The organism is Chryseobacterium sp. POE27, assembly GCF_039727685.1.
Classification (GTDB): Bacteria; Bacteroidota; Bacteroidia; order Flavobacteriales; family Weeksellaceae; genus Chryseobacterium.
This window is the reverse complement of record NZ_CP152475.1, coordinates 2133343-2150005: the sequence shown is the minus strand read 5'-3', so window position 1 is coordinate 2150005 and position 16663 is coordinate 2133343. Positions and strand designations below refer to the sequence as shown.

15 protein-coding genes, 1 tRNA gene and 2 pseudogenes are annotated in these 16663 nt (G+C 35.5%); 8 read left to right on the top strand and 10 right to left on the bottom strand.

The genetic code is table 11. The annotated features are described in order from the left end of the window. Window positions 1–24: 24 nt before the first annotated feature. Window positions 25–913, bottom strand: a pseudogene (locus AAHI02_RS10185) (cbb3-type cytochrome c oxidase N-terminal domain-containing protein). A gap of 16 nt (window positions 914–929) precedes the next feature. Beyond that, a complete protein-coding gene (gene ccoN / locus AAHI02_RS10180; protein ID WP_346986548.1) occupies window positions 930–3209 on the bottom strand; it encodes a cytochrome-c oxidase, cbb3-type subunit I in 2280 nt (759 codons plus the stop codon). A gap of 194 nt (window positions 3210–3403) precedes the next feature. On the opposite strand from ccoN, the gene AAHI02_RS10175 reads away from it, so the two are divergent. Further along, a complete protein-coding gene (locus AAHI02_RS10175) occupies window positions 3404–3697 on the top strand; it encodes a helix-turn-helix transcriptional regulator (RefSeq protein ID WP_346986547.1) in 294 nt (97 codons plus the stop codon). A gap of 86 nt (window positions 3698–3783) precedes the next feature. Here the strand turns inward: AAHI02_RS10175 and AAHI02_RS10170 are convergent. Further along, window positions 3784–3854, bottom strand: a tRNA-Gln gene (locus AAHI02_RS10170). A 101-nt stretch (window positions 3855–3955) separates the two neighbouring features. Between AAHI02_RS10170 and AAHI02_RS10165 the strand changes: the two are divergent. The 4 genes and pseudogenes from AAHI02_RS10165 to AAHI02_RS10150 all read left to right on the top strand — a co-directional run bounded on the left by AAHI02_RS10165 (window position 3956) and on the right by AAHI02_RS10150 (window position 7142). Next, a pseudogene (locus tag AAHI02_RS10165) lies at window positions 3956–4979 on the top strand (AMP-binding protein). Between the two features lie 21 nt (window positions 4980–5000). After that, entirely contained in the window at window positions 5001–5393 is a 393-nt protein-coding gene (gene arfB / locus AAHI02_RS10160) for an alternative ribosome rescue aminoacyl-tRNA hydrolase ArfB (RefSeq protein WP_346986546.1), read from the top strand. Between the two features lie 103 nt (window positions 5394–5496). Beyond that, entirely contained in the window at window positions 5497–6141 is a 645-nt protein-coding gene (locus tag AAHI02_RS10155; RefSeq protein ID WP_346986545.1) for a hypothetical protein, read from the top strand. Window positions 6142–6167: 26 nt separating this feature from the next. Next, the gene (locus tag AAHI02_RS10150) at window positions 6168–7142 is read left to right on the top strand and encodes a deoxyhypusine synthase family protein (protein WP_346986544.1); all 975 of its coding nucleotides are present in this window, start codon (window positions 6168–6170) and stop codon (window positions 7140–7142) included. Window positions 7143–7368: 226 nt separating this feature from the next. On the opposite strand, the gene AAHI02_RS10145 is transcribed toward AAHI02_RS10150, so the two are convergent. Then, a complete protein-coding gene (locus tag AAHI02_RS10145; protein WP_346986543.1) occupies window positions 7369–7515 on the bottom strand; it encodes a hypothetical protein in 147 nt (48 codons plus the stop codon). A gap of 257 nt (window positions 7516–7772) precedes the next feature. Here AAHI02_RS10145 and AAHI02_RS10140 point away from each other — a divergent pair, with 257 nt between their 5' ends. Next, a complete protein-coding gene (locus AAHI02_RS10140; protein WP_346986542.1) occupies window positions 7773–8069 on the top strand; it encodes an MGMT family protein in 297 nt (98 codons plus the stop codon). A gap of 121 nt (window positions 8070–8190) precedes the next feature. On the opposite strand, the gene htpG is transcribed toward AAHI02_RS10140, so the two are convergent. From htpG to AAHI02_RS10115, 5 genes are all read right to left on the bottom strand, one after another. Continuing rightward, complete coding sequence (gene htpG / locus AAHI02_RS10135; RefSeq protein ID WP_346986541.1) at window positions 8191–10083, bottom strand: molecular chaperone HtpG; 1893 nt, start codon at window positions 10081–10083, stop codon at window positions 8191–8193. Window positions 10084–10318: 235 nt separating this feature from the next. Then, window positions 10319–11320: a recombinase RecA gene (gene recA / locus AAHI02_RS10130; RefSeq protein WP_042720877.1), complete on the bottom strand. Its 1002-nt coding sequence runs from the start codon at window positions 11318–11320 to the stop codon at window positions 10319–10321. Between the two features lie 192 nt (window positions 11321–11512). Then, window positions 11513–12352, bottom strand: a complete 840-nt coding sequence (locus AAHI02_RS10125; protein ID WP_346986540.1) for an oxygenase MpaB family protein — start codon at window positions 12350–12352, stop codon at window positions 11513–11515. A 20-nt stretch (window positions 12353–12372) separates the two neighbouring features. Beyond that, window positions 12373–12708, bottom strand: a complete 336-nt coding sequence (locus AAHI02_RS10120; RefSeq protein WP_346986539.1) for a hypothetical protein — start codon at window positions 12706–12708, stop codon at window positions 12373–12375. 67 nt (window positions 12709–12775) lie between these two features. After that, window positions 12776–13573, bottom strand: a complete 798-nt coding sequence (locus AAHI02_RS10115; protein WP_346986538.1) for a LuxR C-terminal-related transcriptional regulator — start codon at window positions 13571–13573, stop codon at window positions 12776–12778. A 167-nt stretch (window positions 13574–13740) separates the two neighbouring features. Here AAHI02_RS10115 and AAHI02_RS10110 point away from each other — a divergent pair, with 167 nt between their 5' ends. Further along, window positions 13741–13938, top strand: a complete 198-nt coding sequence (locus tag AAHI02_RS10110; protein ID WP_346986537.1) for a hypothetical protein — start codon at window positions 13741–13743, stop codon at window positions 13936–13938. A 436-nt stretch (window positions 13939–14374) separates the two neighbouring features. After that, complete coding sequence (locus AAHI02_RS10105) at window positions 14375–15580, top strand: hypothetical protein (RefSeq protein ID WP_346986536.1); 1206 nt, start codon at window positions 14375–14377, stop codon at window positions 15578–15580. Window positions 15581–15639: 59 nt separating this feature from the next. On the opposite strand, the gene gap is transcribed toward AAHI02_RS10105, so the two are convergent. Beyond that, a complete protein-coding gene (gap, locus tag AAHI02_RS10100) occupies window positions 15640–16644 on the bottom strand; it encodes a type I glyceraldehyde-3-phosphate dehydrogenase (RefSeq protein WP_346986535.1) in 1005 nt (334 codons plus the stop codon). Window positions 16645–16663: the final 19 nt, after the last annotated feature.

The following is a 16663-nucleotide window of genomic DNA, read 5'->3' as shown; positions in this document are numbered from 1 at the left end:
TTTAATTATATTTAAATTATTAGTTTAATTGTTTCCGTTTTCCCAGTGTACCTCTTCTCCCTGCGGAGCAGCGCCACCCTGAGCCGGAGTGATAGGAGCTGTTTCCTGGTTGATGTGATAAATATAGGCTGCAATTTTTTCGGCATCTCTTCCGGTGATGGTTCCTTCTTTAATCAGAGGACGCATTGTTGGATTGTTTGGAGATCCGTTTTCGAGCATCCAGAAGACATTTTTGAATAAGCTTTTTTTGTTTTACATTGATCCAATGACTATCGGTAAGATTTGGGCCGATTCCTCCTTTAGCTCCTTTTCCATGGCAGGTTGCACAATTGGTTTTAAAGAGTTCCTGACCTTCTGCAATGTTGTCGGCACTGTATTTTGCTGTTTCAAGATTGATCTGAGGAGCGGTTTTTTCATATTCTGCGATGGAAGCGAGCATGGTTTTGGTTTCGTGCGTCAGTTCAGCTTCAGGATGTGCGTAATCTGTGAAGGCGAATGCGGTAAGATACACGGCGCAGAAGATAAATCCGAACCAGAAAAGACCGATCCACCATTTTGGAAGAGAGTTGTCCAGCTCTGTGATTCCGTCAAATCCATGGTCAATAAGAATATCTTTTTCCTCTGTAGCAGACTGTTTTTTGAAAGCTGAATTCCAAAGCTTCTGATAATAAGGTATATTTTTTTCTTTTAGATATAAAGCTTTTTCTTCATCCGACAGTTTGGTGAAATTCTGATTTTCGATCAGGTCTCCAATGGAATTCATGATCAAAAGTAGGATAATTGCGATCAGCATCAATCCCCAGAAAAAAGGAGAAGAGAAATATCCTGAATCGTGTGCGAACATTTCGAACGCCATGATCGTCAAACCTATAGTGACAAGGATGTGTACTGAAATTGGGGTTCTTGTTTTCATTTTTAATTAATTTAAATTATTCTGCACTTGCGGTTTGAATCTGCGTGGTTTTAATATCTGTTCCCAGCCTTTGTAAATAGGCGATCATTGCTACGATTTCTCTGTTCTCAAGCGGAACAAAAGAAGATCCTTTTGCCATTCTGTCTTTTTCTACCTGTTGTTTCACGTCTGCTGCTTCAGAATATATTCTTTTAACAATACCTTTTGCCTGATTGTCGGCCCACTGATTCGCAGAATCAATCTCAGATTTTGTGTAAGGAACGTCGAAATAATTTTTCATCAGTTTCATCTTGTCAACCATCTGGCCTTTATCGAGTTTATTGGTAATCAGCCAAGGGAAACGTGGCATAATGGATCCCGCTGAAGTAATTCTTGGGTTGTACATGTGTTTGAAGTGCCATGAATCAGGGTTTCTTCCGCCTTCTCTGTGTAAATCCGGTCCGGTTCTTTTTGATCCCCAAAGGAACGGTCTGTCATAAACGAATTCTCCTGCTTTAGAATATTGCCCGTTTTTACCTTCAAATCTTACGATCTCATCACGGAAAGGTCTGATCATTTGAGAGTGACAGGCATTACATCCTTCTCTGATATATAAATCTCTTCCTTCCAGTTCCAGGGGAGAATAAGGCTTTACCGCTGTAATAGTTGGTACGCTTTGTTTCAGTGTTAGTGTAGGAATAATTTCTACAAGACCACCAATCGCAACCGTAATAAATGCTAATATCGCCATTACTCTTGGGGTTCTTTCTATCCAAAGGTGTAATCCTTCACCTTCTTTTCTTGCACTTCCGACGTTTGCTAAAGCAGGAGCTTCTGCAGGAACATTTTTCTGGAACGAGCCGGCTTTAATCGTTTTTATCACATTCACCACCATTAAAATGGCACCTGAAATATAGAACAGACCTCCTAAGAACCTCATTTTGTAGTAAGGAATAATTGCTGTTACGGTATCCAGCCAGTTTTTCCAAACCAACGTTCCGTCCGGATTGAACTGTTTCCACATTAATCCTTGCGTGAATCCTGAAATATACATTGGTACCGCATAGAAAATAATTCCTAATGTCCCCAACCAGAAATGCCAGTTAGCCAATTTTTTAGACCAGAGTGATGTTCTCCACATTACCGGAATCAGATAATATACGATACCGAATGCCATGAAACCGTTCCAGCCCAATGCTCCGATGTGTACGTGACCGATGACCCAGTCTGTGTAGTGTCCTATTTTATTTAAAGATTTTGTTGCTAATAGAGGACCTTCAAACGTTGCCATACCATAACAAGTAACGGCTACAACGAAGAATTTTAATATCGGATTTTCTCGTACTTTATCCCAGGCTCCTCTTAAGGTTAACAATCCGTTCAACATACCTCCCCAAGATGGCGCGATCAGCATGATAGAGAAACCTGTTCCTACTGCCTGTGCCCAAGCCGGTAAAGCGGTGTACTGAAGGTGGTGTGGACCTGCCCAAAGATAAACGAAGATTAATGACCAGAAGTGAATAATAGACAGTTTATAAGAGAAAACCGGTCTGTCAGCAGCTTTTGGTAAGAAGTAATACATCAAACCAAGAACCGGAGTTGTCAGTACGAATGCAACGGCATTGTGGCCATACCACCACTGTACCAGGGCATCTTTAGCTCCTGCATAGATGGAATATGATTTCCATGAAGTAAATGATAAAGGTACCTCAAGGTTGTTGAAAATATGAAGCATTGCTACTGCAAGCCAGGTTCCGATGTAGAACCAGATGGCTACATATAAATGTCTTACCCTTCTTTTGGCAATGGTTCCGAACATGTTGATCCCGAAGATTACCCAGGAAATGGTAATTAAAATATCGATCGGCCATTCGTGTTCAGCATATTCTTTAGAAGTATTGATTCCCATAAGGAAAGTGATAACTACAGAAACGATCATGATCTGCCATGTCCAGAAGTGCATCCACGATAAGGTATCGCTGTACATTCTGGTTTTCAGTAATCTTTGCATACTGTAGTAGGCACCACAGAAAAAGGAATTACATACAAAGGCAAAAATCACGGCACTTGTATGCAACATTCTGATTCTTCCGAAGCCTAAAGCTCCCTGAGTATTGATTAATCCCTGAATGTTTCCTGAAGTGAGACTTTTGATAGTTGTATCATCCGTTCCAAATAAAAATTCGGGAAGTTCGGGGTAAAAAAGCATCAGCGCAGCGGTAAGACCAAGTAAAAAACCAACCAGACCGAATGCAATTGTAGCATAGAGAAATGCTCTGACAATATTATTGTCATAATTAAATTTTTGCGTCTCCATAATTCCTAAAGTATTGTCCTGAAATGATATTTCTTTTTTTTAACTGAAGTTTTCATGTAAATTTTTAACTTAAACATCAATAAATTGAAATATCATGTAGCGTAATAATGTTTTGCCAAAGGTATTCACTAACTTTGTGTAAGGCTAATAGATATACTTCTAAAATATACTAAAAACTACTAAAACGAATAGTCATGAAAATATGTGGTCAAAATATAAGGAAAATAAGGAGGAGTAAGGATTTTACACAAGAATATATGGCTTACGAAATGGGGATATCACAGAAAGCATATTCTGATATTGAAAACTCTAAAGTAAAAATCAACTTGGAAATTCTTACAAAAATTTCTGATATTTTAGACATAAAACCTTCCGAAATCTGCAGTATTTCCGATAAATGCGGAACGAATGATTATGAAGAGAAATACCTTGAATTGTTGAATTATATGAAAAAGAAAGGAATCTTAATTCCAGATGAACTTAAATAAATTCTGATTTTTTTCTCAAGTAAAAAGAAGAAAGGATATTTTATAAAACAAAAACAGGAAAAATGATGAACATCTTTCCTGTTATGTAGACTCACAGGGATTCGAACCCCAGATGACTGAACCAAAATCAGTAGTGTTACCGCTACACCATGAGTCTTTCTCTATTTGAGTGGTGCAAATTTACAGCTTTTTTTCATTATTTGCAAGAACTTTTTGAAGTTTTTTTTTAAATTTACGGTGGATTTATTTCTGAACATTATGCTGCTAGACTTCAAAAATCTCAATATTAATCAATTATCCTTCGAAACGGAATTTGAAAATAAAATTAAAGCTTTTCTGAAAGAATGGTTTTCGGAAACACAAACTGTACAAGTACAGACTTCCGGTTCTACAGGTACTCCAAAAGTTTTTGATATTGAGAAAAAGAAAATGATCGCTTCTGCCGAGATGACCTGTAATTTCTTGGATTTAGTTGAAGGTGATTCTGCTTTGATATGTCTTCCCATTGAATACATTTCGGGAAAAATGATGGTTGTAAGGTCTATCGTTAGAAAAATGAAATTAATAGTTAACAATCCGACAACACAACCATTAATTGATATTGATTGTAAGGTTGATTTCTGTGCAATGACTCCGCTTCAGGTTGAAAATTCTTTAGATAAATTATATTTAATTAAAAATTTAATCATCGGTGGAGCTGCCGTTTCGGAAAATTTAAAGAAGAAAATTTTTCAGAGATCACATGAATTAAAAGGTTCTCAGAGAATTTTCGAAACTTATGGAATGTCTGAAACGTTATCTCATATTGCTTTAAAACAAATTTTTCCTGATCCGGAAGACTTTTTTTACAACATTTAAAAATGTAGAAATTTCCACGGATGAACGAGGCTGTCTGAAAATTTTTGCCCCACATTTGAATACAGAAGTTTTACAGACTAATGATTTAGTTGAAATTAAAAATGACAATCAGTTTAGATTTTTAGGAAGAATTGATAATGTGATCAATTCCGGAGGGGCCAAAATTTTTCCTGAACAACTGGAAGCTCTTGTTAAAAAAGAAATTCCATATGAAGTCGTGTTTTTGGGATTGGAAGATGAGACTTTGGGTCAGAAATTGATATTGGTTATTGAAGGACAGGAATCTCAGGAAATCATTGACAATATCGCGACATTACCCTTTGAAAAAAGTTTTCACAGACCAAAAGAAATCATTTTTAAAGAAAAAATTCCGCGAACTCCAAATGGAAAGATCAACAGGATCGAACTGAAGAATACACTGTGAAGAACTATTAATAATTAAGAAATGAAAGATTTTTCTAAAGAACTCAGTTTTAAAACTTCCCGTAGCAGTGGAGCAGGAGGACAAAATGTAAATAAAGTGGAAACTTCTGTAACGGTTCTTTGGAAAATCGAAGATTCTCAATTTTTTAATGACAGCCAGAAAGATTTGATTCAAACTAAATTAAAAAATAGAATCAATGCAGAAGGCTTTTTATTCCTCACGGTTTCTGAAAGCAGAACGCAATTGATGAATAAAACCAAAGCCATCGAAAAAATTCTCGAAATCGTGGATAAAGCTTTAATTATTCCTAAAAAGCGTGTGGCCACGAAGCCTTCCAGGGGGCAGAAACAGAAAAGACTGGATGCTAAAAAGAATTTATCTCAGAAAAAGGAAAACCGGAAATTCAGATACTGAATGGTATTTTTAGTCTTGCTGATTGAAGTAATCCCTGTTAAATTTTAATTGCTTTTATCTCCTTTCACAGATTCGTATTATTTTTGCGGCAAACTTTATACTCATGATTAAAAAACTAATAACACTCGGTTTATTTTCGATTACTGCAATGTCTTTTGCACAACAAAAATTCTCAATCATTCCATCAGTAGGATATGCATGGAGAACAGCCAAGACGGTTTCAGGGCTTTCCAGAGAAGAAGAAAACTATGTAAAAGGCCTGAAAAGCGGCATGAATTTCGATATTTCTGCGTACTATCAGGTGAATAATATTTTATCGGTCGGATTGAAATATTCCAATTACAGTGCTTCCAGCGATGGATACATTCTAGGGTATGTAAATAATATGCCTGTTTCAGTTCCGGTAACAACGAAAGACCAGATCAATTTTTACGGACCTGCCGTTATGATTTCCAATTTTAATGAAGAAACGAGACATAAGATGTTTGTTGATATGGGATTAGGAGTTATTTCTTATACCACCAAAATTGCCAATGTAAAAGGAACCGGATCTAATTTGGGGGCAGAACTTAATTTCGCCTACCAATACCAAATCACAAAAAATATTCTTATAGGTCCAAAACTTGGACTTACAGCAGGAACACTTAATAAAATGAAAATTGACGGAGTTACCTATGACTTCAATGACGACCAAAAAGAAGGTTTACACAGAGTTTCTTTAAGCGCAGCGGCTACATTCCGTTTTTAAGTTTTATCTTTGCAAAAAATAATTAAATGAGCAAACCGATTACTGAATTCATAGAAAAATATTATCTGCACTTCAATGCAGCTGCGTTGGTAGATGCTTCAAAAGGATATGTTGCACATCTTAAGGATGGCGGTAAAATGATGATTACCCTTGCAGGAGCGATGTCTACGGCAGAATTAGGGAAAATTCTTGCAGAAATGATCCGTCAGGACAAAGTAGATTTCATCTCATGCACCGGGGCCAATCTTGAAGAAGATCTTATGAATCTTGTAGCGCATTCTCACTATGAAAGAGTTCCTCATTACAGAGATCTTACGCCGCAGGAAGAATGGAGTTTGTTGGAAAGAGGATTAAACAGAGTAACAGACACCTGTATTCCCGAAGAAGAAGCTTTCAGAAGGCTGCAGAAGCATATCTATGAGATCTGGAAAGATGCAGATAACAAAGGAGAAAGATATTTCCCACACGAATATATGTATAAAATGATCCTTTCAGGAGTTCTTGAGCAGTATTATGAAATCCCAAGAGAAAATTCATGGATGATCGCTGCAGCAGAGAAAAACTTACCGATTGTTGTTCCAGGATGGGAAGACTCTACGATGGGAAATATTTTTGCCTCTTACTGTATCAAAGGGGATCTTAAGTTCTCTACCATGAAATCGGGGATAGAGTATATGGCATATCTTGCCGACTGGTACACTAAAAACTCATCAGGAAAAGGTGTTGGTTTCTTCCAGATTGGTGGTGGTATTGCGGGGGATTTCCCGATTTGCGTAGTGCCGATGCTGTATCAGGATATGGAAATGCATGATATTCCGTTCTGGTCGTATTTCTGCCAGATTTCGGATTCTACTACTTCTTACGGTTCATATTCCGGAGCTGTTCCGAATGAGAAAATTACATGGGGTAAACTTGATATCACAACACCGAAATTTATCGTTGAAAGTGATGCAACCATCTGTGCGCCATTGATGTTCTCATACATCTTAGAAAATTCATAAAGCGGCAAGACGAAAATCTAAGCTTGAAAATTATATAACGTTCCAATTGTTGGGACGTTTTTTGTTTTTCCACAGATTGTTTTCTTCTTATATATTTTTTTTAAGTTTGGCGTGTCCCTCGTCCAAAGCTTGGCAACCGCTCGGGTCGGGCTTCTCCGGGCTCCACTTCGTTCCGGTCTCAAGAGACTGCTCGCTTCGTTCGCACCCTACACATCCCTCATGCGTTTCAGTCAAGAGAATTTACCAGCACAAAATACCGGTATGCAAGAATTCCTTTTTGAATCTTTGTCAGCTTATTGGGATCTTTATCACTCAATTTGGGAAGAACGGCTTTGTTTATCTTGTTAAGCCAACGGAAAAATGATTTTTTCATAACAGATATTTTGATAGTTAATCTTCAAAAATTATGCAATAAGAAAATTCATGTTAAGATATTTAGTAGTTGTTTATTAATTGAAACATTGTGTTCTTTTCTAAGTAAAGCGCTTTTACAAGCTTAAAAAAGCGATTAGTAGTTGAAAATTCTCATGAACTTTACATTAAAAGCATTATAATTAAATAAAGGATAATTAAGAAGATATTAATTAACAGACATATTTCTTAATTTTGATTTTTATCAATCCACACGATATGAATGAAATTTTTAAACAGCAAGTCTGGGAAATCACGAAATTGGTTCCCAAAGGAAGAGTAACAAGCTATGGAGCAATTGCAAAAGCGGTTGGTTATCCCAACCATTCCCGGCATGTTGGCAAGGCGATGGGAGGCTGTCCACCGGATGTTCCCGCTCATCGGGTTATTTCAAGTTCCGGAACTTTGTCGGTTCCCGAATTTCAGAAAAGACTGGAAGCAGAGGGAATTGTTGTCGAAAATTTTAGAATCAAAGATTTTAAAAAACTTTTCTGGGATCCGATGTCAGAATTATGATCAGAAAATAAAATATTTCTTTTAATAGTTTCGGCGGAGCCAAAGGCTCCGCCGAAACTATTAAAAACACTCGGGTCGACTTTGTCGACCCGAGTGTTTTTAATTATCATTTATAAAAAGATTATTTTTCCAACTGCTTATAGCTCCTCTGGATAAAATCTGTCAGTTCTTTTCCTTTCAGTAAATTTTGAGAAAGTTTCGCCAGATCCAAAGCATGCTTAATTAAGTCCGCTTTTTCATTAGTATCTTCCGTTTTCAGGATCTGACCGGCAAATTCACTGTTGGAATTTACTACAAGATTATACATTTCCGGAAAACCTCCCATGCCGAACATTCCGCCACCGCCGGTTGCCTGCATGTCTTTCATTCTTCTCATAAATTCAGGTTGTGTAATCGTAAACGGAGCATCTGTACTGTCGAGATCTTCAAGCTGAACAGTGAATTTTTTATCATTGATTGATTCTTCAACATTTTTCTTCAACGATTCTTTTTCCGTTTCATTTAATTTGGAAATAACAGGCTCATCCTTTTTAATTAAATTATTAATGTGGTCTGCGTCTACTCTCGCAAAAGAAATTTTGTCTTTTGAAGTTTCCAGCTTCTGGATTACGTGAGGGATAATGGGTGAATCTAAAAGAAGAACTTCATATCCTTTATCTTTCGCGGCCTGTATGTAGGAATGCTGCTCATCTGCATTGGAGGCATAAAGAATGATAAGATTTCCGTCTTTATCGGTTTGATTAGGCTTTATTTTTTCCTCAAGCTCATTCCATAGGAAATATTTTCCGTCAGTTGTCGGATATAATGTAAACTTGTCTGATTTTTCAGCAAATTTTTCTTCCGTAATGATCCCGTATTCAATGACTACTTTGATATCGTTCCATTTTTTCTCATAATCTTCGCGGTTTTCGTTGATAAGCGAAGCCATCTTGTCGGCCACTTTTTTAGTGATGTACGAAGAGATTTTCTTCACCGCACCGTCAGCCTGAAGGTAAGAACGCGAAACATTCAGAGGAATATCCGGAGAATCAATAACTCCACGAAGCAACATTAAGAAATCCGGAACAATACCTTTTACTTCATCTGTTACGAAAACCTGATTCTGGTAAAGCTGGATTTTATCTTTTTCAATATTTAAATTGTTACTTAGCTTAGGGAAGAACAAAATCCCCGTTAAATTGAACGGATAATCAACATTTAAGTGAATATTGAATAAAGGCTCTTCAAACTGCATCGGATATAATTCATGATAAAATTTCATGTAATCTTCATTCGTCAGTTCACTTGGAGCAATCGTCCATGCCGGAGTGGGGTTGTTGATGATATTATCAATTTCCTCAGTTTCTGCAACGGCATCCTCAGGAGCGTCTTCCGGCAAAGGCAGTGTGTGAGTCTTCGTTCCAAATTTAATCGGAACAGGCATGAATTTGTTATATTTCAACAACAATTCTCGGATTTTGCTTTCTTCTAAAAACTCTGTAGAATCTTCAGCAATATGAAGGATAATTTCTGTTCCTCTCTCAGTTTTATCGGTTGTTTCTTCTAAAGTGAATTCAGGGCTGCCGTCACAGATCCATCGAACTGCAGGTTCTTCTTTATAGGATTTGGTTAAAATTTCAACCTTTTCTGCAACCATGAATGCGGAATAAAACCCAAGCCCGAAATGCCCGATAATTCCTGAATCTTTTGCCGTATCTTTATATTTTTCCAGAAACTCCTCAGCTCCTGAAAAAGCAACCTGATTGATGTATTTTTCAACTTCCTCACCAGTCATACCGATTCCCTGGTCAATAATATGGAGTTTTTTATTTTCTTTATCTACCTTAACTTCAATCTTCGGGGTTCCGTATTCTACTTTTGCTTCACCAATACTTGTTAAGTGCTTTAGCTTTAAAGTCGCATCCGTTGCGTTGGAAATTAATTCTCTTAAGAAGATTTCGTGGTCACTGTAAAGAAATTTTTTAATTAACGGAAAAATATTTTCCACCGATACATTAATATTTCCTTTAGTCATAATAATTTTTTGTTTTAATTTTCCTTTTATTTCTCAAAAAAAATACCGTTTGATATAAAGTGACATTTTGGCATTTTTTTGTATTGAAATTAGTAATTAGTTTTTTAATAAACAACCACCTGCTTAATCTGTAAAATCAGCGAGATAAAATAGACTGCTTTAGGTTTTATATTCAATGACAATAAAAAAAGACAGCCATTTCAGACTGCCTTTCAATATTTTTAAAATTAAAAAATTATTTCTTCTTTAATTCTTCTTTAATCTTATTTTCCAATTCTTCTGCAAGTTCAGGATTATCTTTCAATACATCTTTTACTGCGTCACGACCTTGGCCTAATTTTGTTTCTTCATAACTAAACCAAGATCCGCTTTTCTTCACAATGCCTTGTTCTACAGCCTGATCCAGGATTTCTCCTGTTTTAGAAACACCTTCACCATACATGATGTCGAATTCTGCCTGCTTGAAAGGTGGTGCTACTTTGTTTTTTACAATTTTCACTTTTACACGGCTACCAACGGCTTCATCACCATTTTTAATCGGTGCGCTTGCTTTTCTGATGTCAACTCTTACAGAAGCATAGAATTTTAAAGCATTACCACCGGTGGTTGTTTCAGGGTTTCCAAACATTACACCGATTTTTTCTCTCAGCTGGTTGATGAAAATTACCGTACATTTTGTTCTTGAAATGGTTGCTGTTAACTTTCTTAGAGCCTGAGACATCAATCTTGCATGAAGACCCATTTTAGAATCTCCCATTTCTCCTTCAATTTCAGCTTTTGGGGTAAGCGCGGCTACAGAGTCAATTACTACAATATCAATTGCTCCCGAACGGATCAGGTTATCAGCGATTTCTAATGCCTGCTCACCATTGTCCGGCTGTGAAATGATCAGGTTTTCAAGATCGATTCCCAATTTTCCGGCATAACCTCTGTCAAAAGCATGCTCTGCATCGATAAATGCAGCAATACCGCCTGCTTTCTGAGCTTCAGCAATAGCATGAAGTGTTAAAGTTGTTTTACCGGAAGATTCAGGACCGTAGATTTCAATGATTCTTCCTCTTGGGTAGCCACCCACTCCAAGAGCGATATCTAATCCCAAAGAACCGGAAGGAATCACTTCAATCGTATTATCCACAGAGCTGTCGCCCAATGTCATTACAGTGCCTTTTCCGTATGTTTTATCTAGTTTGTCAAGCACTAATGCGAGTGCTTTTTTCTTGTCGTCTATATTACTCATCTGTTGTTTAAATAATTTATCAAAAATACAAAAAATTACCGTGAAAAACTAATGTTGCCTACCATTAAAAAGCTGTTTTTATAGTTAAAGATTGATAAAATTTCAAGCTAATGAATTAAAACTTAAATGCTAAATGTTAATTTTTAAAACTGCTGTTGAAGTATTTAAATGAGAACATTATCAATTAGTTATCTAATGGAAATTCGAATTTGCCGTAATGTTTAAATAGTCTGTGAGAACTTTCATCTGATCTTTATTTCCTTTCTGTATTCTTCGTTTTCGGCTCACCAGTTTGTCATAGATTTTATTGATCATTCTTTTGATAACCGGAAAAGCTTTTCTGTTATTTACTTCAGGAATCTGCAGCCTTTTGCATACATCGTTATCCAGCAAAAACCAGGTGCAGCATATGTGCAGATATCGAAGATTTCTTCTTTGAAATTTATACTTTAAAATTGGATTTTCCAATGATTCGTTCAGTAAAGAATGTGCTAACAGTACCGAATCTTTATCCGCTGGTGGCTGAATGGAAGTCCACATATAAAAAAATTCTGTAGCCTGCTTTTTATTTTCAGGTAAAAGGTTTTCCGGAATTCCCAACAGATATCCTACATATTTCCAGAGATGAAAAAGGCCTTGCTCTTCCTGTACAGAAAAAGTATTGCCCAACTTATGAAGGCTGTGCAGAAAAACAAGACTGAATCCGATATAGGTTGCCATCATATCCCAGGAATTGATCGGTTCTCCCCAGTTTTCAGTATCCCAGTTTTTATAGTGTTTTTTGATTGAAAGTCTTGCGTAGGAATGAATTAATCTTGTTTTAATGGCAAATTCGTAACCTTTTTGATGAAGCTCTAATGCGTTATACCTTGTTGCGTTCACCCAGAAATCGAGTGTTTCCGAAAGTCTTTTTACAGCACCTTTTTTTAAAGCCTCCGTTATAATCAGAGGTTTATTGAGATACGCAAAATCATAACCTCCCATCAGGCAATAATCCCGAAGGGAAATCAGGGAATCCAGATTGGCTCTCATGCAAAGTTCGGCACCGCTTTTTAATAAGTCATAATCCAGCCAGTCAGGAATTTTTTGTGTTTGTAAAAACAGTTTTTTTGCACTTTCGGGAACTTCATCACTTTCAGAAACTCCGTTACGAATGTAGCCTTCAATTTCTCTTGATGCCTCGTGAAATTTTTGGTTAAATAAATATCCTTCACAACCTGATCTCCGGCTTCGTCAATATGATAAAAGTAAGGTGAGAATTTTTCAAAATCTTTAAAGCTCACTTCTGCGCCGGAAAATCTAATAAGCTGTTTTCCGTTACCTTTTGTCCAGAAGTCTTTGAAATGCGGAGAATCTTTAAAGCGTGGCTGTAAATTGAATCTGTTCATTAGTAATAAAAGTACAAGTTTTACGCCGAACATAGAAGATGAGATTTGTCAGGATAATAGATGAGTTTTATAAATATCCCCACTCAAATGTCTTTTTTATAAGTTCGGAACTATTCTTAGAATTCGATTTTCTTAAGATATTTTTTCGGTGTGTACGTACAGTTTCTTCTGAAATGTTCAGTGCATCAGCAATTTCCCCCGCTGAATATCCTTTCGCTATATAGCAGATAACTTCTATTTCTCTGTTGGTGAAAATTGCTCGTACGGATTGTTGCTTTCTCTTATTTTTCAGCCAGTGCATTTGATGAAAATCTTCTCGGCCATTGATTCCGGAAACTAGTACCGTAAATGAATTCTTGCAAGTTATATGCTCAATATTAGTGTGGATATTAATAGCTTGCAAAAGTCTTCCTTTCTCATCCTTATAAGTATGTAAAGCCTGATGATGAAAGAGTTCATACTTTCCCTCCGAAGTTCTCATGCGAAAGCAGTAGCTGGATTTTAATTCCTGCTGGTAATCAAATCCGTTAATTTCTTTCATTTTTTCAATCGACATTCTTTCGGCATCCATTACGAATTCCAGATCATCGGGATGGATGAGGTCTATAATTTCTTTAAGATGAGTGGGATATTTTTTAAGGCCATGAAGCTTAAGAATATTTTCATGGTGATTGAAGATAGTGCTGTCAGCGAAGTTGATGATATAATAATAAAATTTACCCGGAGAAAAAATTTCGCCTATCACTTTCTCAATTAATGGTGTAGGCAATATTCTGTTGTCATTCTGCAGAATTTCAGGATAGTCATTCCACACTTTTATAAGAGGATGCAACTTCTTAGCATTGGTAAGATGTTTTTTCTTCATGGTTAATGTTTTGTTAAAATTAATAAAAATTATGTTAAAAAATCACCCTTTTGTGGTATTTCATGTAAAAGTATAGTGGTGTAATTTTAATTAAAAATCAAACCAATACTTAAATAATTTTTACAATTGGGGAAATGATAAAATGTATTAACCATAAACTCATCATTATGAAAACAAAGATTTATTTTTTATTGCTATTTATTTTACCAGTTTTATTCTTTGGACAAGTAAAAAGTAATGAAGATTTAAAGTTGAAACAAACTCCTAAAACACATATTACACCAGAAGCTAAATTTACTGTTTCTAGCTCTATTAAGACAAATCTTAAAAAAGATTCTGCAAAAAAAGCGGGGAGTATATATTGACTCAACACAACACATTATTTATGATTTTAAAACGAGTGATTATTTAAAAGATATAAAGAAAATAAAAGTTCATACACCTGTTATATTTAAAATTAGAAATATCAATCCTTTTTTTTATAAAATAACGATAACTCCAAAAGATTCCATAATAGGTGAATCTAAATTTGATAAAGAACTTTTAAGTTTTATTACCCAGAAAGATTTACACAAAGAAGAGGAAAAACTTTTACAAGAACAAACTAATGCAAGTAATGCTGTAATATCTGGTGACGTAATTGTTAATAAAGATTTAAAAGGTAAACCTGAAGAGAAAAAGGAAAATGAAAAAGCCGTTTCTGCAATTGTCCAAAACGAAATACTAATTAAAGAAAATCAAAAATATTATGAGGATAAATTAAATATATTAAATAAGCTGAAGTATTCGGGAATAAATATTGTGTATGAAAACAATGTCGCAAAACCAAAACCAATTTTTGAAATTAAAAATGATACAATTTCTACTGAATTAAATAATTTAATTTCTAGATATAATGAAAAGGAGAGGATGATTGAGAATAATAATGTAACAATTAAAAAAAATGAGATTGTTATTAATGAAAAAGTTAAAGAATACCAAAGCTTATTAGGGGACTTCAATAAGAAATATGAGAAATTTATAGGAGACTGTCGTTATATTTTTGGATTATTGCGTACGGTAAAAAAAGTGGGCGCAATTGCAGAAATACCTGATCTTGATTCATTAAAATACGCTAAAGATTATAAACAAGAAATAAATAAAATTTCAGGAGATTTACTTACTGCAATTGCACAGATTGATGAATATAAGAAAAGCTATTCTGAATTAAGTGAATCTTATGTTAAACTATTAACAATGAATAATTTAGATGTTATAATGGAAAAAAGTGGTATAGATAAACTTTTGGCTTATCCTAATTTTCAGAAAAATAAGGCAGATCAATTAAGTGATTGGTTTATAAAACATTACGCTGATGAAGTTATAAAACAAGCATTTTTAGTAACTACTCAATTAGATAATACCGAAAATTATACAGTAAATTCATATCCTTTTCAGCCAGAAAATGATATGGTGGAATTTAAAGTTATTATTGAACCACGTGATAAAATTAAGTTTGAAAAGAATCATAAAACAAGTAAGTTTATATATAGGCAGGCAATTTATGGTGGAACTCGTGTAGATTTTAGTTTAGGTCTGGCGGCTGCATATTATGGTAAAATTTCTCGTTATGAAATAGGGCTTGATAATAAGCTTGCAGCATATGATAAAAAGTTTATTTCATCATCACTTGTTGGTTTGATTACAATGAGCTATAGAAGAACAGGTTATATTGCTTATGGGGGAAGTGCAGGAATGGGATTAGATGTAATTGGGGGTAAGTTACAAATATCAAATTTTTTCATAGGACCAACTATTTTATTGGGGAAAAAAGACAGAATGTTTTTTACACTTGGAGCATCATTAAAAAACGTTAGGGAATTGAAAGATGGATACCTTGGGCTTGAAGTACCTGCAACAGATGATTTAACCTCCTATTCTAGAGATAGATACAAAATTGGCATATTTGCTTCTCTAACATATAGCCTAACAAAAGATGCTAGAGCATTAATAAAAAATCTCCGATAGTTAAGTAAAAAACCTTCCCAACCGGGAAGGTTTTGTATTATTCATTACTTATTGTTTAATTACAAAGAAGCAGCATGCACCAACATATCCACCAACTTATTAGAATAACCCATTTCATTGTCATACCAAGAAACAAGTTTTACAAAGTTAGGAGAAAGCATGATACCAGCGTCTTTATCAAAGATTGAAGTTCTCTTATCTCCTACGAAATCCTGAGAAACTACCGCATCTTCAGTGTATCCTAAGATACCTTTCAATTCACCTTCAGAAGCAGCTTTTATTGCTGCACAGATCTCCTCGTAAGAAGTAGCTTTTTCTAATCTTACTGTTAAATCCACTACAGAAACATCAACAGTCGGTACTCTGAAAGACATCCCTGTTAATTTTCCATTTAATGAAGGAATTACTTTTCCTACCGCTTTAGCAGCACCTGTAGAAGAAGGAATAATATTGTTAAGAGCCGCTCTACCACCTCTCCAGTCTTTCATTGAAGGACCGTCAACGGTTTTCTGAGTTGCTGTTGTAGCGTGTACTGTAGTCATCAATCCTTCTACGATCCCGAAGTTATCGTGGATTACTTTAGCCAAAGGAGCCAAACAGTTTGTTGTACAAGAGGCATTTGATAAAATTTTGATATCGTCAGTAAGTTCATTGTGGTTTACACCCATTACGAACATTGGCGTATCGTCTTTAGAAGGAGCGGAAAGGATTACTTTTTTAGCTCCTGCATTGATATGTTTTGCAGCATTTTCTTTATCTAAGAATAAACCTGTAGATTCAACGATATAGTCAGCTCCGATTTCATTCCATTTAAGGTTATTCGGGTCTCTTTCTGCAGTTACTCTGATTCTTTTTCCGTTTACCACAAGATCATTTCCTTCTACAGAAACTTCACCCGGGAAAATACCGTGTACAGAATCATATTTTAACATGTAAGCCATGTATGTAGCATCGATAAGATCATTAATTCCTACAACTTCGATGTTGTCTCTTTCAGTCATTGCTCTGAAAACAAGACGTCCGATTCTACCAAACCCGTTGATACCTACTTTAATTGTTGACATAATAGTTTGTTTTAAATTA